Below are 23242 nucleotides of genomic sequence, written 5' to 3'. Positions count from 1 at the left end.
CCGACTGCTGTGGACGACCTCGCTCCACGTCGTGCCTGTGGAGGCAATCTAGCCCGAACAGGTGTTCGATCCCACCCCGACACGCCGGTCTCGCCGGGCACGCCGGTCTCGCCGGGTCCGCACGATCGTGCCGACGACCACCGCCACCGCCACCAGGCCCGCCAGGACCAGCCAGCCCGCGGTGTAGTCGCGGTCCAGCAGCGTCGGGTTGTCCTCCCGCGCCCCGAACCGGCCGAGCACCGGCACCGCGAGCAGCGTCACCGAGCCCAGCACCACCAGGCCGACCGCCGCCGGCGCCCGGGCGGGCCAGGGCAGCCACCGGCTGGCGACCAGGCCGAGGAGCAGCACCGCCGGCACGAGCACGGCGTCGTGCAGGACCGCCCCGCCCACCAGCCACGCGGCCGCGTCGAGGAGGTCGGCCTCGCGCGAGACCAGCAGCCACGCGCCGTACGCCGTCAGGCCGACGCCCAGCGCGCCCAGCCCGACCCGTCCGACCAGCCCAGGCCGGCCGGCCCGGCCGGCGGTCACGTCGCCACCTCCAACCGGTCGAGCCACTTGGTCTGCAGCACGCCGGGCCTGTTGGGGGCGATGAGCCGCGCGGGGAAGCCGTGGTCGAGCGCCAGCGGCTCGCCGTCGAGCGCGAGGGCCACCAGCGTGCGGTCGTCCTCGGCGAAGCCCGCCTGCAGGACGGTCGTGCGGTAGGGCCCGGACTCCTGCAGGGAGCGGACCACCACCTCGCTCCCCCGCGGCGCGTCGACCAGGTCCAGCAGGTCGCGCACCCGCACGCCGGTCCAGGTTCCGGAGGCGCTCCAACCCTCGACGCAGGCGATCGGGAGCTCCTCGGTGCGCTGCTCGAGGGCGAGCAGGTCCTCGCGGGTGAGCCGGGCCGAGCGGTCGCCGTGCCGGACGGTCAGCGCCCAGTCGGGGGCGGTGGCGGTCGCGGTGACGCCGGCGGCGACGGCCGACTTGTTGACCGGCAGGTCCTGGGGCCCGTCGCCCGAGCGGACACCCAGCACCGAGACGTCCCGCAGCCACGGGACGGCCGACCCGGCGGTGGCCAGCGCCGCGACCCCGGCGGCCAGCCAGGTCGTCCGCAGCAGCCCCCGCCGCGACAGCACCGACGCACGCTCCTCGTGCTCCAGCGGCCGGCCGAGCTCGGCGCGGACGACCGCGAGCTTGACCGCGACGTGCAGCACGAGCGACCCCACCGCGACCCACGCCACGGCGTAGTGGGTGGTGCGGAAGGAGAACGACCACGGGTACCACTGCGCGGAGTTGGCCAGCCCCGTCGCCAGCATGAACACCGCCGAAGCGACGAGCACGAGGACCGAGAGCCGCTCGAGCGCGGTGACCAGGAGCCGGCCCAGTCCGCGGGGAGGACGGTGGAAGAGGCGGGGGTAGACCGTCCAGAGCTTCACGAGCAGCAGCGGCACCGCCACGGTGCCGGTCACCACGTGCAGACCCTGGGTGAACCGGTAACCCCAGGCCGGGCTGGTCGGGAACGGGACCGGCTGCGAGGGCTGCTGGGCGTAGTGGCTGAGCAGGCCGGTCACGAAGCAGACCGCGAAGCAGACGCCGAGCGCCGGGCCGACACGGGCGGCGAGGGCCGGCCCGTGCAGCCGCGAGGTGAAGTCCGCCGGCGCCGGTGCTCTCACGGTCCCGGCGGGCTCAGGACCGCGACCCACCGGCCGTCGTGCTCGGCGCTCGACAGCACCACCAGGCCGGCGGCCGCTGCCACCCGTTCGACGTCGTCCATGCCGAGCACCGCCCAGCGGAACGGCCGGCTGAGCGTGTCGTCGCACTGCAGCCGAGCCCAGCCCGAGGAGTGCGCCACGCCCGGCGCGGCGAGCTCGACCACCACCCGGCCGCCCGGCTCCAGGAGCCCGGCGGCGCGCTCGAGGAGCGCCTGCGGGTCACCGCCGATCCCGACGTTGCCGTCGGCGAGCAGCGCCGTGCGCCAGCGCCCCTCCCCCGGCAGCCGGTCGGCGAGGACGTCGCGACGCAGGGCGGCCACCCCGCGCTCGCGGGTCTGGCCGACGGCCTCGTGGACGACGTCGACGCCGAGCACCTCGTGACCCAGCCCGGCGAGCGCGGCGGCCATCCGGCCCGGGCCGCACCCGATGTCGACGGTCGGACCCTCGCAGTGCCCGAGGATCGCCAGGTCGGTGGCGTCGGCCTCGCCGCTCCAGGACGCCACCGGCAGCGGCTCGGGCTCGTCGGCCAGGCCGACGACGGCGCACGGCTCGCCGCGCAGGGCGTGGGAGAAGACGGTGCTGAAGGACTCGTCGGGGAGCGTCACCGGACCACCGCCCGCCAGGTGTGGGCGAAGTGCGAGTCCGGCACCTCCGCGGCGACCGCCTCGGCGTCGGCCAGGGTGTCGACGTCGCGCAGCACCGGCGCGGTCCCCACCGTGACACCGGCGCCGGCGAGGGCCGCCCGCGTGTCGTCGTACGTCGTCGGCGTGGACATCGGTACGCCGACGAGCGCCCGGGCGGCCGCGGGGTCGCGGAGGCCGAGCACCCACCAGCCGCCGTCCTCGGCCGGACCCAGGACGCCGTCGGTCGTGCCCAGCGCCTCGGTGACGCCGAGCAGCAGGTCGGCGGTGACCTGGGGCGTGTCCATCCCGACCTGCACGACCGGACCCGGCCCCTCGCCGTGGGCGTGGGCGAGCCGCTCGTCGAAGCCGTCGCCGACCTGGGGCGTCACCCACCAGTCGACGAGCCTGCGCTGGATGCGCTCGCCGTGCACCGCGTCGTCGAGGTCACCGGCCAGCGACAGGTGGCACCGCTGCGGGCCGACCGCGTCCGCGCAGGCGGCGAGGGTGTCGAGCAGGGAGGCGGCGGCGACCTCGGCGGCCACCTCCGGTCCGACGTCCCGGGCCAACCGGGTCTTGACCAGGCCCGGGACCGGGGCCTTGGCGACGACGAGGACACGCGTCACTTCTCGAGCACCTTCCAGAAGTCTCGTGCGGCACGGACCGTGCCGCGCACCGATCCGGACACCTTCGACCGGGTGCCCTCGGCGCGGGGGTGGTAGACGACGTCACGCTCGGACACGCGCCACCCCGCGAGCGCCACCTTCTGGAGCAGCTCGACGGGGTAGCCGAAACGGCGGTCCTGGACGTCCAACGCGAGTAGTTCGGTGCGGCCGGACACCCGGATGGGTGCGATGTCGTGGACGTCGGTGCCGATGCGGCGGCGCACCCAGGCGAGGATCAGCGCGTTCCCGGCACGGGCGTGCCACGGCCACACCCCGCGGCGCACCGGCCGCCGGCGGCCCACGGCCATGTCGTAGTGCCCCGAGCGGACGTCCTCCAGCAGCGGCAGCAGGTCCGCGGGGTCGAAGGACCCGTCGCCGTCCATGAACGCGACGTGGTCGTGGGTCGCTGCGAGGAGGCCGGTGTGGACGGCCGCTCCGTACCCGGGCACCGGCTCGGTCACGACGCGGGCGCCGAGCCGGCGGGCGACCTCGGCGGTGTCGTCGGTCGAGCCGTTGTCCACCACGACCACGGCGAACTGCGCCGGGATGCGCGGGAGCAGGTCGGCGAGCGCCGGAGCCTCGTCGCGGCACGGCAGCACGAGGTCGCACACCGCCCTCTGGTCGTCGCCGGACGAACTGCTCAACGTCACCCTCCTCCGTAAGGTCGGCACCATGCCCGAGCCCCTGCCCGAGCCCGTGCCCGCGCCTGCGACCGCGGACCGCCGTGCCGGCCTGGGACTGCTCGTGGCCGTGGCGCTGGTCGCCGCTGCCTTCGCAGTACCCCACTTCGCGGACTGGGAGGTGTGGCCGCGTGCACCGCGGTCCATGTCGGACCGCGCGATCCCCCCGCTGCACGGGCTCTGGGAGCCGACGTGGTTCGGGCCCGGCACCCTGCCGGCGGTCCTGCTCGCGCTGCTCGGGTGGAGGTACGCCGCCGGCCTGGCGACCCGGTTGCCGTGGCGGCGCCTCCTGGCCGCGGCGTACGTCGCCGCGCTGGCGTGGATGCTCGCCCTCGCCCTCGTGGACGGCGAGTCGGGGCTGACCCGCGTGCTCGGCAGCGACGTGGAGTACCTCCCGACCGCCCGCGAGGTCGAGGACGTCGGGGAGCTCCTGCGCACCTACGTCGACCGGATCCCCTACTCCGCGGCGCCGGACAACTGGCCCACCCATGTCGCCGGTCACCCGCCGCTGGCGCTGCTGTTCTTCGTCGGGCTGGTGCGGATCGGGCTCGGCGGCGACCTGGCCGCCGCGCTGGTCGTCGTCGTGCTCGCCGCGGCCACCGCTCCCCTGGTGCTGGCCACGGTCCGGGTGCTCGGCGCGGAGGCCGCCGCGCGACGGGCGGCGCCGTTCCTGGTGCTGGCCCCGGCCGCGGTCTTCATGGCGGTCTCGGCCGACGCGCTCTTCGGCGCGGTCGCGGCCGCCGGCCTGCTGTGCCTGGCGCTCGGTGCCACCCGCTGGCGCTCCTCGGTGCGGACCGGTGTCGCGTGGTCCGTGCTGGCCGGGCTGCTGCTCGGGTGCTGCGTGATGCTCTCCTACGGCCTGGGCCTGCTCGGTCCGCTCGCGCTGGCGGTGCTGCTGCTGGCCCGCTCGTGGTGGCCGCTGCCGGTGGCGGGCGCGGCGGCGCTGGTGGTCGTGCTCGGCTTCGCGGCGGGCGGGTTCGCGTGGTGGGAGGCCTACCCGGTGCTCCACGACCGGTACTGGGAGGGCATCGCGGCCGACCGCCCGGCGGCGTACTGGATGTGGGGCAACCTGGCCGCGCTGCTCGTGTGCACCGGTCCCCTGCTCGGCGCCGGCCTGGCGATGCTGGGCCGGTCGGCGTTCCGCCGCGAGCGGGTCGTCGTGCTCCTCGCCGGCGCCGCGGCGCTCGCGGTCGCCGTGGCCGACCTGTCGCGGATGAGCAAGGCCGAGGTCGAGCGGATCTGGCTGCCGTTCGTGCCGTGGCTCGTGCTCACCACCGCGCTGCTGCCGGAGCGGTGGCGGCGCTGGGGGCTGGGGCTGCAGGCGCTCTTCGCACTGGTCGTGCAGCACCTGCTGTACACGAGCTGGTGAGCCCACGTGTCAGGGGAGTCCCGCACTCCTCGGCGCGGATCTCCCCTGAGAAGTGCAGGAGTCCCCGGTGAACCGGGGACTCCTGCACCCCGGTTACGCCCGCAGCGGCGCCGTTGCGAAGGCCGGCAGCCCGACGCCGGGACGGACCTGGGCGGCGAAGCCGAGCTCGGCGCGGGCGCGCTCGGGCGAGGCGACGACGTGCCGGACGTCGCCGAGCCGGTAGCCGCCCGTCACCTCCGGCTCGATCGTCGCGCCGCCGGCCTCGCCCGTGCCGGTGGCGACGAGGCGCGCCACGTCGAGGATGGTGACGGGCTCGCCGGAGCAGACGTTGTACGCCGCCCAGTGGCCGGCCGGCGCACCGGTCACCGCGTCGAGCGCGGCGAGGTTCGCGCGCGCGACGTCGTCGACGTGGACGAAGTCGCGGGCCTGCCCGCCGTCCTCGAAGACCTGGGGCGCCTCGCCGCGCTCGAGGGAGGAGCGGAACATCGCCGCGACACCGGAGTACGGCGTGTCCCGGGGCATGCCCGGCCCGTAGACGTTGTGGTAGCGCAGCGCCACGGCGGCCGCGCCGGCCTGCCGGACCCACGCGGCGGAGTAGTGCTCCTGGGCGAGCTTGCTGGCGGCGTACGTGCTGCGCGGGTCGAGGCGGGCCCCCTCGTCGACGGTCTCCCAGGTGAGCGGGCGGCCGCAGGTGGCGCAGTGGTTCTCGAAGTCGCCGCCGTCGAGGGCCTCGCGGCTGCGCGGCGGCGGCACCTGGTCGCCGTGCTCGGGGCAGGCGTAGCGCCCCTCGCCGTAGACGACCATCGAGGACGCGAGCACGAGCCGGTCGACGCCCGCCTCGTGCATCGCCGCGAGCAGGGCGGCGGTGCCGAGGTCGTTGTGGGCCGCGTAGTGCGGCAGGTCGGCGACGGTGACGCCGGCGCCGACGAGGGCGGCCTGATGGCACACGGCGTCGGTGCCGCGCAGCAGGTCGGTCCAGCCGGCGGCGTCGCGGACGTCGAGGCGGTGGGTGCCGTCGGGCGGGTCGGCCTCGCCGTGGGCGTTGGGCAGCATGACGTCGACGCGGACGACCTCGTCGCCGCGCTCCTCGAGCCGACGACCGATGGCGGAGCCGATGAACCCGGCCGACCCGGTGAGCAGGACGCGCATCACGGCACCTCGTAGGTGAGCTCGAGGCCGTCGGCCCACGCGCTGCAGGAGCAGCCGTCGGGGTCCGGCAGCGCGCCGACCACCTCGGTGAGCAGTCCCTTGAGCCGCTCGAGGTTGGCCTCGAACAGCGCGAAGACCTCCTCCTGCCCGACGCCCGAGCCGGTCTCGACGCCGGCGTCCATGTCGGTGACCAGGGCGATCGCGGTGTAGCACTGGCGCATCTCCCGCGCGAGCGCCGCCTCGGGGGCACCGGTCATGTTGATCAGGTCCCAGCCCTGGGCGGCGTAGTGCTGCGACTCCGCCCGGGTCGAGAAGCGGGGGCCCTCGACGACGACCATGGTGCCGCCGTCGCGCACCCGCTCCCCGGCCGAGACGACGGCCTCGCGCAGCCGCGAGCAGTAGGGGTCGGCGAACGGCAGGTGCACCGCCCCGCTCTCCACGAAGCTGCCCACCCGCCGGTGGGTGCGGTCGACGAGCTGGTCGGGCACGACCACGTCGCCCGGCGCGACCGTCCCGCGCAGACCACCGACCGCGCAGGGCGCCAGCACCTGCCGCACGCCCAGCGAGCGGAGCGCCCAGGCGTTGGCCCGGTAGTTGATGCCGTGCGGCGGGTGCGCGTGGTCGGCGCCGTGCCGCGGCACGAACGCCACCCGCCGGCCCGCGACCGTGCCGACCGCCAGCGGCGAGGACGGCGCGCCGTACGGCGTCTCGAGGGTGACCTCCTCGGGGTCGTCGAGGAAGGAGTAGAAGCCGGTGCCGCCGATGACGGCCACCTCTGCGCGGGTGCTCATGGCGCCACGGTGCCCGGTCGGAGCCCGGCCGACGCGCCCGAGGCCCCGCCGGTGCTACTTCTCGCTGGCGGGGAGGCCGAGCGCGGACCACACGGCGGCCCAGACCTCCTTGGGCGGCACGCCCGTGTCGAGCGCCTCGCGTGCGGTGCGACCGCCGAGGTCGGCCATCACGAACTGGTCTGCCCAGACCTCGTAGTAGCCGGCACCCAGCGCGCGCTCCAGCCGCGCCCAGAACTCGGTGTGTCGCATGGGCCCATCATCGCCGCCGGGCCAACACCACCAGTCACCGCTCCCTGCCTGCCGTCGCCGTCACCGTCGTCGACGCGCAGGTGCAGCGGCGTGCGGCCCCGTCGCCCGCGCGACCGCCTCGCGCACGTCCCACAGGTGGTGGACCAGGTCGTGCAGGTGGTAGCGCGCGAGCGTGTCGAGCGTGAACGCGCTGCCGTTGCTGCGCACGCCTCGCCGCGCCCACGCGTCGTCGGGCACGGCGTCGTACGCCGCGGCCGCGACCTCCGCGGCGGCGAGCAGCTCGACGCGGACGGTCGCGGGGTCCTGGAGGTCGTAGCGGTCCTCGACGGCGGTCGCGTCCTGGTCCCAGTTCTCGAACCGCACGCCGTCCTCGCCCAGCACCAGCGCGACCCGCTCGGCGAAGACGCGGTGCACGTCGCGGACGTGGCAGGCGTACTCCGTCACCGACCAGGTGCCCGCCGCCGGCCGCTCGCGCGCGGCCGGGTCGCCCAGCACGGCCGACCAGCCCGTGGCGTTGGTGCGGACCAGGCCGCCGAGCCGGCCGGGGTCGACCGACCCGGCGTCGTACGCGCAGTCCGCGCAGGGGCGCTCGAGCACCCACGTCCAGTCCTTGGTGTCCGGCTCGACCGCGGGGAAGCTGCTCATGACGGCATCCTCCCGCCCGGACGCCGGGGTGCGCCGCCGACTTCCTGCCGACGTCCGTCAGGATGCCGCCATGTCCGCGCCCGTCCTGGTCCGCCCCGCCCTCGCCGCCGACCTCCCCGCGATCGCCGAGGTCTACGACCACCAGGTCCGCAGCGGCGTCGCGACGTTCGACCTCGAGCCGCAGGGCACGGCGTACTGGGAGCAGCGGCTCGCCGGCCTCGGCCCGGGCGACCACCTGCTGGTGGCGGAGGAGGACGCCGTCGTGCTCGGGTACGCCGCCGCGTCGGCGTACCGACCGCGACCCGCCTACGCCCGCACGCGCGAGGTGTCGGTCCACCTCGCCGACGCCGCCCGCGGGCGGGGCGTCGGCAGCGCGCTCTACGACGACCTGCTGGCGCGGCTGCGTGGCGACGGGGTGCACACCGTGCTGGCCGTCGTCGCCCTGCCGAACCCGGCCAGCCGGGCGCTGCACCGCCGCTGCGGCTTCGAGCCGGCCGGCGTGCTGCGCGAGGTCGGCTTCAAGCACGGGCGCTGGATCGACACCGAGCTGTGGCAGCTGGTGCTCTGACGCGCGCCTGGGCCTCCGGCGGGGCGTCGACAATCGTTCAATTGCGCCGTTGTGACCGGTTTCTCGGCCCGGAACCCGTCACAGTCGTTCAATTGCGCGATTGTCGACGCGCGGGCCCAGCGACCAGCCCGGCCCGGCCCGGCCCGGCCCGGCTCAGGTCAGCAGCAGCGAGTCGAGCCGCCTCCGGACGACGTACAGCCCGACGAGCCCCATGACGACCAGGTAGACGACGGAGACCGCCGAGGACCACGACAGCGCGCCGGTGGTCAGCTCGCGGCAGAGCACGACGCCGCGGTAGAGCGGCGTGCACTCCACGACCCACCGCAGCCAGCCGTCGAAGGCGGTCACGGGGAAGAACGTGGCCGAGAACAGGAACAGCGGCACCTGGACGAGGGTGATCTTGTCGAAGTCCTGCCAGCTCTTCATCCAGGTCGTCAGCGCCATGCAGACCGCGCTGAACGCGAACCCGATGAGCAGCGCCGCCGGCAGCGCGAGCAGCGCCCACCACGAGTCGATGAGCCCCATCGCGAGCATGACGAGCAGGAACGCCGCGGAGTAGCTGCCGCCGCGCAGCTGGCCCCACACGATCTCGGCGCGCGCGATGTCGGAGGTCGTGAGCGGCGTCGCCAGGATCTGGGCGTAGAGCTTGTCGTACTTCAGCTTGAAGAAGACGTTGTAGGTGCTGTCGAGCAGCGCCCCGTTGAAGGCCGACGCGGCGAGCATCGCGGGCGCGACGAACGCGGCGTACGGCACCTCCTCGCCGTTGAAGGTGAAGGACTCGATGAGCTGGCCGACGCCGATGCCGATCGAGAACAGGTAGAAGACCGGCTCGAGGAAGCCGGTGAGGAACAGCTTCCACGCGTCGCGGTAGACCAGGTAGTTGCGCAGCACCAGCAACCGCAGGGCCTGCCAGGCGCTCAGCGGCGGCAGCGGCTCGCGCGGGGCGAGGACGTCGCTCATGCGACCAGCCGCTTCTGCAGGCCGGAGACAGACCAGAACCACCCGAGGACGCAGAGCGCGACCAGCACGGCGACGTTGACGCCGGCCAGCCACCAGGTGACGTTGTCGAGGGCGAACATCCGGGACAGGTTCACCCCGTGCCACAGCGGCGTGAGCCGAGCGACCCAGGACCCGACGGCGCCGAGGTTGTCGACGGGGAAGAACGCCCCGGAGAACAGGAACAGCGGGAAGACGCCGAGCCGGAACAGCACGCCGAACGCCGTCTCCGAGCGCAGCCGCGCGGTGAAGCCGTAGACCAGGCCGGCGAACGCCATGCCGGTCAGCACCTGGGCGCCGAACGCGAGGAACGGCCCCCACCAGGAGGCGTAGACCCCGAACGGCGCGAGCACGGCGGTGAAGACCGCGCACGTCGTGACCAGCCGAAACCCGACGAACGCCAGCGTCGCGCCGACCAGGTGCGGCACCTGCAGCGGCGTGGCGAGCATCGAGTCGTAGACCTTCTGCCACTTGATCAGGCCCATCACCGGGTACGTCGTCTCCCCCACGGCCGTCTGCATGGCGTGGGCGGCGATGAGGCCGGGGACGACGAAGGCGAGGTACGACGTGGCGCCCTCGAGCTGGTCGGGGTCGCCCTCGATGAAGCCGCCGAGGATCACGCCCATCGCGACGACGTAGAACAGCGGAGCGAGGAACGAGCTGACGACCGAGCCGCGCCAGGTGCGCTGGTAGGCGGTCCGCCAGTAGTCGGCCTGCCGGGCGATGCCCACCAGCAGCGGCAGGTCGCCGCGCCCGTCGGCCGGCGTGCCGGCACGGGTCCCGCGAGACGTCGAGGCGCCCACTCAGTCCACCAGCGTCCGGCCGGTCAGCCGGAGGAAGACGTCCTCCAGCGTGGAGCGACGCACCAGCGTGGCGACCGGGCGCAGCCCGCGCTCGAGCGTCTTGGCAACGACCTCCTCGCCGTCGGCGCTGTAGACCAGCAGCCGGTCGGGCAGCACCTCGACCCGGTCGCCGAGGTCGGCGACCTGCTCGGCGACCGCCTCGTGGCTGCCGCCCTCGGCGGCGACCCCGAAGCGCAGCTCGGCGACCTCGCGGGTGGAGTGCTCGCGGATGAGGTCGAGGGGCGAGCCCTCGGCCACGATCAGCCCCTTGTCCATGACGACGAGGCGGTCGCACAGCTGCTCGGCCTCGTCCATGTAGTGCGTGGTGATGACGAGCGTGACGCCGGCCTGCTTGAGGCGGAACAGCCGGTCCCACAGCACGTGCCGGGCCTGCGGGTCCAGGCCGGTGGTCGGCTCGTCGAGCAGGAGCAGGTCGGGCCGGTTGACCAGCGAGCGGGCGATGGTGAGCCGGCGCTTCATGCCGCCGGAGAGGTCCTCGACCTTCGCGTCGGCCTTGTCGGTGAGCTGCACGAACTCCAGCAGCTCGTCGACCCGCTCGCGCACCTCCTTCTTCGGCATCCCGAAGTAGCGGCCGTAGATGTAGAGGTTGTCGCGGACGTTCAGCTCGAGGTCGAGGGTGTCCTCCTGCGGGCAGACCCCCAGCCGGCTGCGGATGGCGGGGCCGTCGACGGCGGGGTCCATGCCGAGGATCCGCAGCTCGCCGTCGCTGACCGGCGAGACCGCCGCGACCATCCGCATCGTGGAGGACTTCCCAGCCCCGTTCGGCCCGAGGAAGCCGAACGCCTCGCCGCGGCGCACGTCGACGTCGATGCCCTTGACGGCCTCGAAGTCGCCGAAGGACTTGCGCAGGCCGCGGGCGGAGATCATCGAGGTCGAGGTGTCCGGCGCCACGGCCCGCACCCTAGACCGAGCCGGGGACGACGACCGTGATGCCGGGTCCGGCAGCGCCCGGCGTGCCGAGCGCGGCCAGGGCGGCCGGCGCCTCCGCGAGCCCGATCCGCCGGGTGACGAGCGTGGCGGGGTCGAGCGCGCCGGCCGTGACGAGGTCGAGCATCGCGGGGTACTCGTGCGCCGCCATCCCGTGCGACCCCAGCACCGCCAGCTCCTGGGCGACGACCACGTCCATCGGCAGCGGCGGCGCGGCGTGCTCGCCGAGCAGCAGGCCCACCTGGACGTGGCGTCCGCGGCGGCGCAGCGAGCGGACCGAGGCCGCAGCGGTCGCCGGCGAGCCGACCGCGTCGACCGAGACGTGGGCGCCTCCGCCGGTGGCGTCGCGCACGACGTCGGCGACCGGCACCGCGGCCGGGTCGAGGACCTCCGCGCCGAGCGCCCGGGCCGCCTCGCGTGCGGCCGGGTCGAGGTCGGTGGCGACCACGTGCGCCCCGAGGGCGACGCCGATCATCACCGCCGACAGCCCCACCCCGCCGCAGCCGTGGACCGCGAGGTGCTGGCCGGGGCGGAGGTCGCCGTGCACGGTGAGGGCGCGGTACGACGTCGCGAACCGACACCCGAGCGCCGCGGCCGCGTCGAGGGCCAGCCCGTCGGGCACCCGCACCAGGTTGGTGTCCGCGGCCGGCACGGCGACCCGCTCGGCCCACGAGCCGGGGTAGGTGAACCCGGGCTGGACCTGGTCCGGGCACACCTGCTGCTCCCCCGCCGCGCACCACGCACACCGCCCGCACGCCACCACGAAGGGCACCGTCACCCGGTCGCCGACCGACCAGCCCGCCACCTCCGCGCCCACCTCGGCGACCGTGCCGGCGAGCTCGTGGCCCGGCACCATCGGCAGCGGGACCGGGTCGTGGCCCTGCCAGGCGTGCCAGTCCGACCGGCACACCCCGGTCGCGGCCACCTCGACCACCACCCCGTCGGCCGGGCAGGCCGGCTCCACCACGTCCTCGACCTGCGGCAGCTCGCCGTACGCCCGGTACACCACCGCATCCATGGGCCGGAGCCTAGTGAGCGCCGGCCCCGCGTTCCGCGGGGTGTTCAGCGACCCTGTTGCCGGTGCACACGCGTCCTGCGCCGTGTGAAGCGGCCGGATGGTCGCTGGAGACCCGCCGCGCAGCCCCGGGTCAGGCTCGGGATCTTCAGCGACCCTGTTGTCGCTGCACACGCGTCCTGCCGCGTGTGCAGCGGCCGGATGGTCGCTGGACACCGGCCGCCGCGCCCGGGGATCAGCCGCCCATCCGCACGGCGCCACGCAGCCGCAGGTCGCGCGAGTGGGGACCGACGAGGATGCCGTACCGGCCGGGGTCGACCTCCCAGCGGTCGCGCCGGACGTCCCAGTGCGCGAAGGCGCGCCGGTCCAGGCGCAGCCGCACCCGGGTCGACTCCCCCGGGGCCAGGCGCACCTTGCGGAAGCCCTGGAGCTGGCGGGGCGGCTCCCCCGGGCCGGCCGGCGCGGCGACGTACACCTGCGGCACGTCAGCGCCGGCGCGCCTGCCGGTGTTGGTCACCCGGAAGCCCACGACCGCCCCGGCACCGGAGCGGCGCACGGTCAGGTCGGCGTAGCGGAAGCGGGTGTAGCCGAGGCCGTAGCCGAAGGGGAACATCGGCTGCTTCCGCTTCGCGTCGAACCAGCGGTAGCCGACGAGAAGCCCCTCTGAGTACTTCGCCCGGCCGGCGGTGCCGGGGTACTGCGTGCGCGTGAACGGCACCTGCCGCTCGGTGGTCGGGAACGTCTGGGGCAGCCGGCCGCCGGGCTCGCGCACGCCGTAGAGCACGTCGGCCAGGGCGTTGCCGTGCTCGAGGCCGCCGTACCACGGGACGAGCACCGCGCCGGCGTCCTCCAGCCACGGCATCCGGACCGGACCGCCGACGTCGAGGACGACGACCGTGCGTGGGTTCGCAGCCGTGGCCGCCTCGATCATCCGCTCCTGCTCGATCGGGATCGCGCTGCAGAAGACCGTCAGGCACACGCTCGGGCGCAGGCCGAGGTCGGGCCGGTCCGAGCCCTCGGTGGCGCCGTCGGTGGCGACGACGACCACCACGTCGGCCGCCTCCGCGGCGAGCCGGGCGTCGAGGCCGGTCGAGCCCTCGACGTACACCACGCGGTCGCCGTTGCGGGTGGCCTGCTCGAGGATGCCCTGCAGCGGCGAGACCACGCGCGGCGGGAGCCCCGACCCGTGGGAGGAGCCGCCGCCGGCGGTGCCGTTGGCCGCGCCGACCGGGTTGGCCGCCCACCCGACGACGGCGATGGTGCGGCCGCCGGAGCGGTCCAGCGGCAGCAGCCCGCGCCGGTTCTTGAGCAGCACGGTGCCCTCCGCGGCGACGCGTCGCGCCAGCGCGAGGTGCTCGGCGGTGCTGACGTCGCTGATGAACGGCAGCGGGCCCGGCTGCACCGGGTCGTCGAAGAGACCGTGCTCGAACATCGGCCGCACGATGTTGCGGACCATGTCGTCCAGCCGAGCCCGGGTGAGGTCACCGGCGGCGAGCGCCGCGCGCAGCTGGTCGTCGCCGAACCACCGCTGCCCGGCGCCGTACAACCCGGTCGAGGGCAGCGGGGACTCCACCGCGTTCATCTCCAGGTCGAGCCCGGCCATCGCCGAGCGGGCGGTCGAGTGGACCGCGCCCCAGTCGGAGACCACGAAGCCGTCGAAGCCCCAGTCCTCACGCAGCACGTCGGTGAGCAGCGGCTCGTTCTCGCACGCGTAGGGCCCGTTGACCCGGTTGTAGGCGCACATGACCGACCCGACCCGGGCCTCCTTGACCGAGGCCTCGAACGCCGGCAGGTAGATCTCGCGCAGCGCCCGCTCGCCGACCCGTGCGTCGACCGTCATCCGGTCGGTCTCCTGGTTGTTGACCGCGAAGTGCTTGGCGTCGGCGAGGACCGGGTTGTCCTGGATGCCCTCGATGACCGAGACGGCGGTGCGGGCCGCGAGGTGCGGGTCCTCGCCGAAGTACTCGAAGTTGCGGCCACCGAAGGACGTCCGCGCGATGTTCATGCCGGGCGCGAGCATCACGTTGATGCCCTTGCGGTGCGCCTCCGCGCCGATCGCGCGGCCGAGCCTGCGCTGGAGCATGGGGTCCCAGGTGGACGCCTGGGCGACGCCCGAGGGGAAGGTCGTGGTCGCGACCTGCAGGCCCGCGACGCCCGAGCCGGCGTCGCTGAGCACCAGGTCGGGGATGCACAGCTCCGGCGTGGCCCCGACGTGGCCGGCGGTGCCGTAGTAGAGGAACCACGGCGGGTCGTCGAAGGTGACCATGTGGAGCTTCTGCTCCAGGTCCATCGCCCGGACCAGGGCGCGGGCGCGCTGGTCGGCGGACTTCCCGCGATCCATCCATGCCGCGCACGGGTCGGCGGCGGCCTGCGCGGCTCCCCCGCCGCTGGTCACCGGCGCCAGGGTCGCCACCCCGGCGGCCGCCACCGCCACCACCGTCGCCAGCACTGTCCTCAGCCGCCTCGTCACGCGACGTACAACGGCGGCGTACGACGACGGTCACGCCCGCCCGCGGGCGCGGGCCCGCTCAGGCGCCGGTCGGGGTGTGGCTGGCCTGCTCGGACGTGCGGGGGCCGGTCTGCTCCGACTCCACCTGGGTGCCCTCGGGGTCGGCCGTGCGCTCGTCGGACTCCTCGAGGATCACCTCGGCCTGGGCCTCGGGGTCGGCGCTGCCCGCGGTCTCCTCCTCGGGCAGGAGCTCTGCGCGGCGGTCGATGCGGGACTGGTCCGCCGCGTCGTGGTCGTGGTGCTCGCTCATGCCCGTGCACGTACCCGGGCAACGGTCCGCACAAGCGCCGCCAGCACTGTCGGTGCCCTGAGCGAGGATGGACGACGTGCCCGACCCGACCGACCCCACCGACGCGCTGGCGAGCTTCAGCGACGCGACCCGCACCTGGTTCGGTGCGGCCTTCGCGGCGCCCACGCCCGCGCAGCAGGGCGCGTGGGCGGCGATCGGCGCGGGCCGGCACGCCCTCGTCGTGGCGCCCACCGGCTCCGGCAAGACCCTCTCGGCGTTCCTGTGGTCGCTGGACCGGCTGCTGAGCGAGCCGCGGCCCGACGACAAGCAGAAGCGCTGCCGGGTCCTCTACGTCTCCCCCCTCAAGGCGCTGGCCGTCGACGTCGAGCGCAACCTCCGCACCCCGCTGACCGGCATCCGCCAGACCGCGGACCGGCTCGGCACCACGGTGCCCGAGGTGACGGTCGGCGTGCGCTCGGGCGACACCCCCGCGGCCGACCGCCGCAAGCTGGTGACGAGCCCGCCCGACATCATGATCACGACGCCGGAGTCGCTGTTCCTGATGCTCACCTCCCAGGCGCGGGAGTCGCTGCGCGGGGTGCAGACCGTCATCGTCGACGAGGTGCACGCCGTCGCGGGCACCAAGCGCGGTGCCCACCTCGCGCTCACCCTCGAGCGCCTCGACGCGCTCCTCGACCGCCCGGCCCAGCGGGTCGGGCTGTCGGCGACCGTGCGCCCGCTGGACGAGGTCGCCCGCTTCCTCGGCGGCTCGGCGCCGGTGGAGATCGTGGCGCCGCCGTCGTCGAAGGAGTGGGAGCTGCAGGTCGTGGTGCCGGTCGAGGACATGACCGCGCCCGAGCAGTACGACGAGGACTCCGAGGACCCGGCCCGCGCGCAGTCGATCTGGCCGCACGTCGAGGAGCGCGTGGTCGACCTCATCGAGCAGCACCGCTCCACCATCGTCTTCGCCAACTCCCGGCGGCTGGCCGAACGGCTGACCGCGCGGCTCAACGAGATCGCGACCGACCGCGCGGCGCCGGCGCCCGAGGCGCTCGAGCGGCAGACCGGCGGCGGCCCGGCCGGCCCGCCGGCTCAGGTGATGGCGCAGTCGGGCTCCTCCCGGCCGGTCTCGGCCGACGACCCCTACGCCACGATCGTCGCCAAGGCCCACCACGGCTCGGTCTCCAAGGACCAGCGGGCCCTCATCGAGGACGACCTCAAGCGCGGCCGCCTGCCCGCCGTGGTCGCCACCAGCAGCCTCGAGCTCGGCATCGACATGGGCGCGGTCGACCTCGTGGTCCAGATCGAGTCGCCGCCCAGCGTCGCCTCCGCGCTCCAGCGGGTCGGCCGCGCCGGTCACCAGGTCGGGGAGGTGTCGCGCGGCGTGCTGTTCCCCAAGCACCGCGGCGACCTCGCACAGACCGCCGTCGCGGTGGAGCGGATGCGCAGCGGCGCGATCGAGTCGCTGCGGGTCCCGGCCAACCCGCTCGACGTGCTGGCCCAGCAGGTCGTCGCCGCCACCGCCATGGAGCCGTGGCAGGCCGACGAGCTCTACGACCTCGTGCGGCGGACCGCGCCGTTCGCCCAGCTGCCCCGCTCGGCGTACGACGCCGTGCTGGACCTGCTCGCCGGGCGCTACCCCTCCGACGAGTTCGCCGAGCTGCGCCCCCGCATCGTGTGGGACCGGGTCACGGGCACGCTCACCGGCCGCCCCGGCGCCCAGCGGCTGGCGGTCACCAGCGGCGGCACGATCCCCGACCGCGGCCTCTTCGGGGTCTTCCTCGTCGGCGGCGAGGGGCCGGGCCGCCGGGTCGGCGAGCTCGACGAGGAGATGGTCTACGAGTCCCGCGTCGGCGACATCTTCGCCCTCGGCGCGACGAGCTGGCGGATCGAGGACATCACCCACGACCGCGTGCTGGTCACGCCGGCGCCGGGCATCCCCGGGCGGCTGCCGTTCTGGAAGGGCGACGCCCCCGGCCGTCCCGCCGAGCTCGGCGCGGCGATCGGGGCGTTCACCCGCGAGCTCGGGGCGCTCCCGCCGGCGAAGGCCGAGCAGGTCGCGCGCGACCGCGGCCTCGACGCGTACGCCGCCGGCAACCTGGTCGCCTACCTCCACGAGCAGCTCGAGGCGACCAACGTCCTGCCGAGCGACCGCACGCTGGTCGTCGAGCGGTTCCGCGACGAGCTGGGCGACTGGCGGCTGGTGCTCCACTCCCCCTTCGGCATCCCCGTCCACGCGCCCTGGGCGCTGGCGATCAACGCCCGGCTCCGCGAGCGGTACGGCGTCGACGGCCAGGCGGTCGCCTCCGACGACGGCATCGTGATCCGGATCCCCGACACCGACGCCGACCCGCCCGGCGGCGACGTGGTGGTCTTCGAGGCCGAGGAGGTCGAGGACCTCGTCACCACCGAGGTGGGCGGCTCGGCGCTGTTCGCGTCCCGGTTCCGCGAGTGCGCCGCCCGGGCGCTGCTGCTCCCCCGGCGCGACCCCGGCCGTCGCTCCCCGCTGTGGCAGCAGCGGCAGCGCTCGGCCGCGCTGCTCGAGGTCGCCTCGAAGTACCCCTCGTTCCCGATCGTCCTCGAGGCGGTCCGCGAGTGCCTCCAGGACGTCTACGACCTGCCGGCCCTCGTCGCCCTCATGCGCAGCATCGACCGCCGCGAGGTCCGGGTGGTCGACGTCTCCACCCACGCCCCGTCGCCATTCGCCCGGAGCCTGCTGTTCGGGTACGTCGCGCAGTTCATGTACGAGGGCGACTCGCCCATCGCCGAGCGCCGGGCGGCCGCCCTCTCCCTCGACCAGGGCCTGCTCGCCGAGCTCCTCGGCCGAGCCGAGCTGCGCGAGCTGCTCGACCCCGACGTGCTCGCCGAGGTCGAGGCCGAGCTCCAGCGGGTCCACCCCGACCGGCGCGCCCGCGACGCCGAGGGCGTGGCCGACCTGCTGCGTGGGCTCGGCCCGCTCTCGACGGCCGAGGTCGCCGAGCGGTGCGTCGCGGGCGCGGACGTGACCGCCTGGCTGGGCGTCCTCGCCGACGCACGGCGGGTCACCGAGGTCCGGATGGCCGGCGCCGAGCGCTGGACCGCCATCGAGGACGTCGGCCGGCTGCGCGACGGGCTCGGCGTTGCCGTGCCGCCGGGGACGCCCTCGGTGTTCACCGAGCCGGTGGAGGACCCGCTGGCCGACCTGGTCTCGCGCTACGCCCGCACCCACGGCCCGTTCACCACCGACCAGTGCGCCGACCGCCTCGGCCTCGGCCAGGCCGTCGTCCGGCACACCCTGCAGCGCCTCGCCGGCCAGGGCCGGGTGCTCGACGGCGAGTTCCGCCCCTCGGGCTCGGGCTCGGAGTGGTGCGACGCCGAGGTGCTGCGCCGCCTGCGCCGCCGCTCCCTGGCCCGGCTGCGCAAGGAGGTCGAGCCGGTCGAGCCGGCCGCCCTCGGCCGGTTCCTCACCGCCTGGCAGCACGTCGACGTCGGCTCGGGCCGCGGACCCCGGGGCGTCGACGGCGTGCTCACCGTGGTCGAGCAGCTCGCGGGCTGCCCGGTCCCCGCCTCGGCGCTCGAGCCGCTCGTGCTCTCCGCGCGCGTGCGCGACTACGAGTCGTCCTACCTCGACGAGCTGACCGCCTCCGGCGAGGTGCTCTGGGCCGGGCACGGCGCCCTGCCCGGCTCCGACGGCTGGGTGTCGCTGCACCTGGCCGACTCCGCCCACCTGACCCTGCCCGAGCACGAGCCGTTCGAGCACAGCGAGCTCCACCAGGCGATCCTCGACGCGCTCGCGCCCGGCGGCGCCTACTTCTTCCGCCAGCTCGCCGACACCGTCACCGCCTCGGTCGGCAGCACACCCGACCCGGCGGTCTCCGCGGCGCTGTGGGACCTGGTCTGGGCGGGCCGGATCAGCAACGACACCCTCACCCCGCTGCGCGCGCTGGTCCGCGCCGGGTCGGCCAGCCACCGGACCAAGCGGGCCGCTCCGCGGGTGCGGATGTCGCAGACCACCCGCGGGCGGATGCCGGCGCGCACCGGCCCGCCGGAGACCGCGGGCCGGTGGGCCGTGCTTCCCGAGATCGACGACGACCCCACCCGCCGCGCGCACGCGACCGCCGAGCGGCTGCTGGACCGGCACGGGGTGGTCATCCGCGGCGCGGTCGTGAGCGAGCGGCTGCCGGGCGGGTTCGCGGCGGCGTACAAGGTGCTGTCGGTCTTCGAGGACTCCGGTCGCTGCCGCCGCGGCTACTTCGTCGACGGGCTGGGCGCCGCGCAGTTCGGCACCTCCGGCGCGATCGACCGGCTCCGCACGTTCTCCGAGGTGGCACCGGACGCCAAGCCGGTCGCGGTGGCGCTGGCCGCGACGGACCCGGCCAACCCGTACGGCGCCGCCCTGCCGTGGCCCGAGCGGGTCGTCGAGAGCGACGCGGGCGACGGCAAGTCCGCCGCCGGTCACCGCCCCGGGCGGAAGGCCGGCGCGATGGTCGTCCTGGTCGACGGCGTGCTGACGATGTACGTCGAGCGCGGCGGCCGCACCCTGCTCACCTGGGCTGACGACGAGGACCGGCTCGTCCCGGCGGCCCACGCCCTGGCAGAGGCGGCTCGTCGCGGCTCGCTGGGCCGGCTGACCGTCGAGCGCGCCGACGGCGAGCAGCTGCTCGGCTCGGGCTCCACCCCCTTGCGCGAGGCTCTCACCGCGGCGGGCTTCGTCTCCACGCCCAAGGGGCTGCGCCTGCGAGGTGCCGGTGCCTGAGGGCGACACCGTCTACCGCGCGGCGCGCCTGCTGGACCGCACGCTCTCGGGGCACGTGCTCGAGCGCACCGACCTCCGGGTGCCCCAGCACGCGACGGCCGACCTGGCGGGCTCGACGGTGGTGCGCACGCTCTCGCGCGGCAAGCACCTGCTCACCCGGATCTCCGGTGACCAGGGGGCGTGGACCCTGCACACCCACCTGAAGATGGAGGGCGCCTGGCGCGTGCACCGGCCCGGGGAGCCGTGGAAGCGCCCGGCCCACCAGGCGCGCGTCGTGCTCACCACCGACGACCGCGTCGCCGTCGGGTTCTCCCTCGGCATCGTGGAGCTGCTGCCCACCGCCGAGGAGGACTCGGTCGTCGGCCACCTCGGCCCTGACCTGCTCGGGCCGGACTGGGACGAGGACGAGGCGCTGCGGCGGCTGCACGCGGACCCCGACCGGCCCGTGGGCGAGGCGCTGCTCGACCAGCGCAACCTCGCCGGGATCGGCAACATGTACATGGCCGAGCTCTGCTACGTCTCCGGCGTCCATCCCTTCACGCCGGTCGGCGCCGTCGCGAACCTGCCGCGGTTGGTGCGCCGCGGCAAGCAGATGCTCGACCTCAACAAGGAGCGGGCCGTGCAGTCCACGACCGGCGACCTGCGCGAGCGGGAACGGATGTGGGTCTACCGCCGGGACAGGTCGCCGTGCCGCCGGTGCCGCACGCCGGTCCGGGTCGCGATGACCGGGCCCGCGGGCCGCGAGCGCGCGGCGTACTGGTGCCCGGCGTGCCAGCCGGAGCCGACCGCCGGGGCCTGAGCCGCGGGACGACCAGGCAGGACGGCTACGCCGCGGAGGCCACCACGTCGCCGGCGCCGCGCCGGGCGGCGACCTTGCTGCTGACCGTGATCGGGATGGGGGCCAGCGCGGCCTCCTCGACGGCGACCGCGTGGGAGACGTCGCGCAGCACGTCGCTCAGGGGCACGTCCAGGGCGCTGCACAGGGAGGCGAGCAGCTCGGAGGAGGCCTCCTTCTGGCCGCGCTCGATCTCGGAGATGTACCCGAGGCTGACGCGAGCCTCGGCCGAGACCTGCCGCAGGGTCATCCCGCGCTGCATGCGGCGCTCGCGGAGCACGTCGCCGAGAAGCCGACGAAACAGCACCATGCGGGTTCCCCTTCCTGGTCGGTTCGTCAACGCTACCCGATCGCGGTTTCTTCCGTGCCCAGCATGTCCTCCAGCGCCGACAGTGCCTGCTGGACGGTGAGGTCCTGCACCGCCACCCGGTCCCCACCGAGCTCGAGCTCGATCGCCTCGAGCAGCCCCGGGCCGGAGAGCCCGACGAAGACCGTGCCGGCCGGCTTGCCCTCCTGCTCGCCCGGCCCGGCGACGCCGGTCGTGGAGACGCCGTACGTCGCGCCGGTGAGCTTGCGGATGCCGGTGGCCATCGCCCGGGCGCACTCCGGCGAGACGACGCCGTGCTCGTCGATGATCTCCTCGGAGACCTCGAGCAGGCTGTGCTTGAGCTCGGTGGCGTAGGTGACCACACCGCCGAGGAAGGTCTCCGACGCGCCCGGCGTCTCGGTCAGCTTCACCGCGAGCCGGCCGCCGGTCAGCGACTCGGCCGAGGCGATCGTGTGCCCACTGGCACGCAGCAGCAGGTGGACCCGGGCGGCGACGTCGATCACCCGCCCGATGCTAGGACCTCCCCGGTCGGGCGCGGTGGGCGGCCCGGGGGCGAGCCCTCCCCGCTAGCCTCGCGCCATGGCCCTGCCGATCGAGGACTACGCGCTCATCGGCGACCGCCGGACCGCCGCCCTGGTGGGCACCGACGGCTCCATCGACTGGCTCTGCCTCCCCCGCTTCGACTCCCCCGCCTGCCTGGCCGGCCTGCTCGGCACCCCCGAGCACGGCCACTGGCAGCTGGTCCCCGAGGGGGTCTACAGCACCGAGCGGCGCTACGTCGGGGCCTCGGCGGTCCTGGAGACGACGTTCACCACGGCGCAGGGCGTGGTGCGGCTGACCGACCTGATGCCACGCGGCGACAGCCGGGCCGACGTCGTACGCCGCGTCACCGGCGTGAGCGGCACGGTGCGGATGCGGCACGAGTGGCGCATCCGGCTCGACTACGGCGCGGTGCACCCGTGGGTCCGCCGGCACCACATCCACGGCGAGGAGGTCATCGTCGCCATCGCCGGGCCCGACCAGCTGGTGCTCCGCGGGCCGCGGCTCCCCCGGGCCAGCGACCACAGCCACAACGACGAGTTCGAGGTCCGCCCCGGCGACGAGCTGACGTTCACCATGACCTGGCTGCCTTCGCACGTGGACCTCGACGGCCTCGACGACCTCGGCGACCGGGTCACGCGCAGCATCGACGAGGACGAGCTGTGGGCCCGGTCGTGCCGGGAGGACCTCCCGCACGCCGACGTGGTGCGGCGCTCGCTGTTGACCCTGCGGCTGATGACGCACGAGCAGACCGGCGGCATCGTCGCCGCGCCCACCACATCGCTGCCCGAGGAGCTCGGCGGCGAGCGCAACTGGGACTACCGCTTCTGCTGGCTGCGCGACGCCGCGCTGACGATCGCCTCGCTGATCGACGCCGGCTACACCGAGGAGGCCATGCTGTGGCGGGCGTGGCTGCTGCGCTCGGTCGCCGGCGACCCCGAGGACCTGCAGATCATGTACGCGGTGGACGGCGCCCGCCGGCTCCCGGAGCACGAGCTGCCGCACCTGCCGGGGTACGCCGGCTCGCTCCCGGTGCGGATCGGCAACGGCGCCGCGGTGCAGCAGCAGCACGACGTCCTCGGCGAGGTCATGGACGCGCTCGAGCGGGTGCGGACCGCCCGCGGCCGGGCCGACGACGACGCGTGGGCGCTGCAGCGCGCGCTGGTCGACGACCTCGCCAAGCACTGGCAGGAGCCCGACCACGGCATCTGGGAGATCCGCGGCGAGCCGCGGCACTTCACCCACTCCCGGGCGATGGTGTGGGTCGCCTTCGACCGCGCCGTGCGGGCGGTCGAGGTCCACGGGCTCCGCGGCCCGGTCGAGGAGTGGCGCCGGATCCGCGACGAGGTGCGCCACGAGGTCCTCACCCGCGGCTGGAACGAGGAGAAGCGCACCTTCACCCAGCACTACGACACCGACGAGGTCGACGCCTCGCTGCTCGTGCTGCCCCTCGTCGGCTTCCTCCCGGGGGACGACCCCCGCGTCCTCGGCACGATCGAGGCGGTCGAGCGCGAGCTCATGCGCGACGGGCTGCTGCTGCGCTACCGCACCGAGACCGGCGTCGACGGGCTCGCCGGCGACGAGCACCCGTTCCTCGCTTGCTCGTTCTGGCTCGTCTCCGCCTACGCCCTCGCCGGTCGCCTCGACGACGCCCACGCGCTCTTCGACCGCCTGGTCTCGCTCACCAACGACGTCGGCCTGCTGGCCGAGGAGTACGACCCGGTCGCCTGCCGGATGACCGGCAACTTCCCGCAGGCCTTCAGCCACCTCACGCTCGTCCAGGCCGCGCTCGTGCTCGCGGACGCCGACCAGCGCTGACGACGGCTGCGTACGAC

General features: G+C 75.0%; 22 protein-coding genes. 5 read left to right on the top strand and 17 right to left on the bottom strand.

Translation table 11 applies throughout. The features are described from left to right. Window positions 1-48: 48 nt before the first annotated feature. The 5 genes from QWY28_RS14475 to QWY28_RS14455 are packed head-to-tail and all read right to left on the bottom strand — an operon-like array spanning window position 49 to window position 3623. A complete protein-coding gene (locus QWY28_RS14475) occupies window positions 49-528 on the bottom strand; it encodes a hypothetical protein (protein ID WP_300953266.1) in 480 nt (159 codons plus the stop codon). Continuing rightward, window positions 525-1655: a molybdopterin-dependent oxidoreductase gene (locus tag QWY28_RS14470; protein WP_300953265.1), complete on the bottom strand. Its 1131-nt coding sequence runs from the start codon at window positions 1653-1655 to the stop codon at window positions 525-527. Before QWY28_RS14470 ends, QWY28_RS14475 begins: the two co-directional genes overlap by 4 nt. After that, window positions 1652-2299 carry a methyltransferase domain-containing protein gene (locus tag QWY28_RS14465; protein WP_300953264.1) on the bottom strand — a complete coding sequence of 216 codons (648 nt, stop codon included), beginning with the start codon at window positions 2297-2299 and terminating at the stop codon, window positions 1652-1654. The genes QWY28_RS14470 and QWY28_RS14465 overlap by 4 nt, the downstream gene beginning before the upstream one ends. Next, complete coding sequence (locus tag QWY28_RS14460) at window positions 2296-2940, bottom strand: TIGR04282 family arsenosugar biosynthesis glycosyltransferase (RefSeq protein ID WP_300953263.1); 645 nt, start codon at window positions 2938-2940, stop codon at window positions 2296-2298. The genes QWY28_RS14465 and QWY28_RS14460 overlap by 4 nt, the downstream gene beginning before the upstream one ends. Next, window positions 2937-3623 carry a glycosyltransferase family 2 protein gene (locus tag QWY28_RS14455; protein ID WP_300953262.1) on the bottom strand — a complete coding sequence of 229 codons (687 nt, stop codon included), beginning with the start codon at window positions 3621-3623 and terminating at the stop codon, window positions 2937-2939. The genes QWY28_RS14460 and QWY28_RS14455 overlap by 4 nt, the downstream gene beginning before the upstream one ends. A 28-nt stretch (window positions 3624-3651) precedes the next feature. Here QWY28_RS14455 and QWY28_RS14450 point away from each other — a divergent pair, with 28 nt between their 5' ends. Further along, on the top strand, window positions 3652-5028 hold the full coding sequence (locus tag QWY28_RS14450; RefSeq protein WP_300953261.1) for a hypothetical protein: 1377 nt from the start codon (window positions 3652-3654) through the stop codon (window positions 5026-5028). A 93-nt stretch (window positions 5029-5121) separates the two neighbouring features. Here the strand turns inward: QWY28_RS14450 and QWY28_RS14445 are convergent, their stop codons facing one another. The 4 genes from QWY28_RS14445 to QWY28_RS14430 are packed head-to-tail and all read right to left on the bottom strand — an operon-like array spanning window position 5122 to window position 7862. Continuing rightward, window positions 5122-6177, bottom strand: coding sequence for an NAD-dependent epimerase/dehydratase family protein (locus QWY28_RS14445; protein ID WP_300953260.1), 1056 nt, complete (start codon window positions 6175-6177; stop codon window positions 5122-5124). After that, window positions 6177-6968: an S-methyl-5'-thioadenosine phosphorylase gene (locus QWY28_RS14440; RefSeq protein ID WP_300953259.1), complete on the bottom strand. Its 792-nt coding sequence runs from the start codon at window positions 6966-6968 to the stop codon at window positions 6177-6179. Before QWY28_RS14440 ends, QWY28_RS14445 begins: the two co-directional genes overlap by 1 nt. 54 nt (window positions 6969-7022) lie before the next feature. Further along, a complete protein-coding gene (locus QWY28_RS14435; RefSeq protein WP_300953258.1) occupies window positions 7023-7217 on the bottom strand; it encodes a DUF3046 domain-containing protein in 195 nt (64 codons plus the stop codon). A gap of 60 nt (window positions 7218-7277) precedes the next feature. Next, window positions 7278-7862 (bottom strand): DinB family protein, encoded by a 585-nt coding sequence (locus tag QWY28_RS14430; protein ID WP_300953257.1) that lies wholly within the window; start codon window positions 7860-7862, stop codon window positions 7278-7280. Between the two features lie 70 nt (window positions 7863-7932). Between QWY28_RS14430 and QWY28_RS14425 the strand changes: the two genes are divergently transcribed. Next, the gene (locus QWY28_RS14425) at window positions 7933-8430 is read left to right on the top strand and encodes a GNAT family N-acetyltransferase (protein ID WP_300953256.1); all 498 of its coding nucleotides are present in this window, start codon (window positions 7933-7935) and stop codon (window positions 8428-8430) included. A gap of 153 nt (window positions 8431-8583) precedes the next feature. Here QWY28_RS14425 and QWY28_RS14420 read toward each other — a convergent pair whose 3' ends face one another. From QWY28_RS14420 to QWY28_RS14395, 6 genes are all read right to left on the bottom strand, one after another. After that, window positions 8584-9390, bottom strand: a complete 807-nt coding sequence (locus tag QWY28_RS14420; protein ID WP_300953254.1) for an ABC transporter permease — start codon at window positions 9388-9390, stop codon at window positions 8584-8586. Then, on the bottom strand, window positions 9387-10229 hold the full coding sequence (locus QWY28_RS14415; RefSeq protein ID WP_300953253.1) for an ABC transporter permease: 843 nt from the start codon (window positions 10227-10229) through the stop codon (window positions 9387-9389). The genes QWY28_RS14420 and QWY28_RS14415 overlap by 4 nt, the downstream gene beginning before the upstream one ends. Beyond that, window positions 10230-11180, bottom strand: a complete 951-nt coding sequence (locus QWY28_RS14410) for an ABC transporter ATP-binding protein (RefSeq protein WP_439117255.1) — start codon at window positions 11178-11180, stop codon at window positions 10230-10232. Window positions 11181-11190: 10 nt separating this feature from the next. After that, a complete protein-coding gene (locus tag QWY28_RS14405) occupies window positions 11191-12234 on the bottom strand; it encodes an alcohol dehydrogenase catalytic domain-containing protein (protein WP_300953252.1) in 1044 nt (347 codons plus the stop codon). Window positions 12235-12466: 232 nt separating this feature from the next. After that, window positions 12467-14701 (bottom strand): glycoside hydrolase family 3 C-terminal domain-containing protein, encoded by a 2235-nt coding sequence (locus tag QWY28_RS14400; RefSeq protein ID WP_300953251.1) that lies wholly within the window; start codon window positions 14699-14701, stop codon window positions 12467-12469. A 58-nt stretch (window positions 14702-14759) separates the two neighbouring features. Continuing rightward, window positions 14760-14990: a hypothetical protein gene (locus QWY28_RS14395; protein ID WP_300953250.1), complete on the bottom strand. Its 231-nt coding sequence runs from the start codon at window positions 14988-14990 to the stop codon at window positions 14760-14762. 67 nt (window positions 14991-15057) lie between these two features. Between QWY28_RS14395 and QWY28_RS14390 the strand changes: the two genes are divergently transcribed. Together QWY28_RS14390 and QWY28_RS14385 are read left to right on the top strand one after the other, a co-directional pair. After that, entirely contained in the window at window positions 15058-19704 is a 4647-nt protein-coding gene (locus QWY28_RS14390) for an ATP-dependent helicase (RefSeq protein ID WP_300953249.1), read from the top strand. Next, complete coding sequence (locus QWY28_RS14385) at window positions 19697-20503, top strand: DNA-formamidopyrimidine glycosylase family protein (protein ID WP_300953248.1); 807 nt, start codon at window positions 19697-19699, stop codon at window positions 20501-20503. The genes QWY28_RS14390 and QWY28_RS14385 overlap by 8 nt, the downstream gene beginning before the upstream one ends. 25 nt (window positions 20504-20528) lie before the next feature. On the opposite strand, the gene QWY28_RS14380 is transcribed toward QWY28_RS14385, so the two are convergent. After that, window positions 20529-20849, bottom strand: a complete 321-nt coding sequence (locus QWY28_RS14380) for a helix-turn-helix domain-containing protein (protein ID WP_300953247.1) — start codon at window positions 20847-20849, stop codon at window positions 20529-20531. Window positions 20850-20881: 32 nt separating this feature from the next. Then, window positions 20882-21370, bottom strand: coding sequence for a CinA family protein (locus QWY28_RS14375; protein ID WP_300953246.1), 489 nt, complete (start codon window positions 21368-21370; stop codon window positions 20882-20884). Between the two features lie 76 nt (window positions 21371-21446). Between QWY28_RS14375 and QWY28_RS14370 the strand changes: the two genes are divergently transcribed. Next, a complete protein-coding gene (locus QWY28_RS14370) occupies window positions 21447-23225 on the top strand; it encodes a glycoside hydrolase family 15 protein (RefSeq protein ID WP_300953245.1) in 1779 nt (592 codons plus the stop codon). Window positions 23226-23242: the final 17 nt, after the last annotated feature.

This window comes from Nocardioides oceani, from assembly GCF_030412965.1.
Classification (GTDB): Bacteria; Actinomycetota; Actinomycetes; order Propionibacteriales; family Nocardioidaceae; genus Nocardioides; species Nocardioides oceani.
This window is presented reverse-complemented; position numbering and strand designations above follow the sequence as displayed.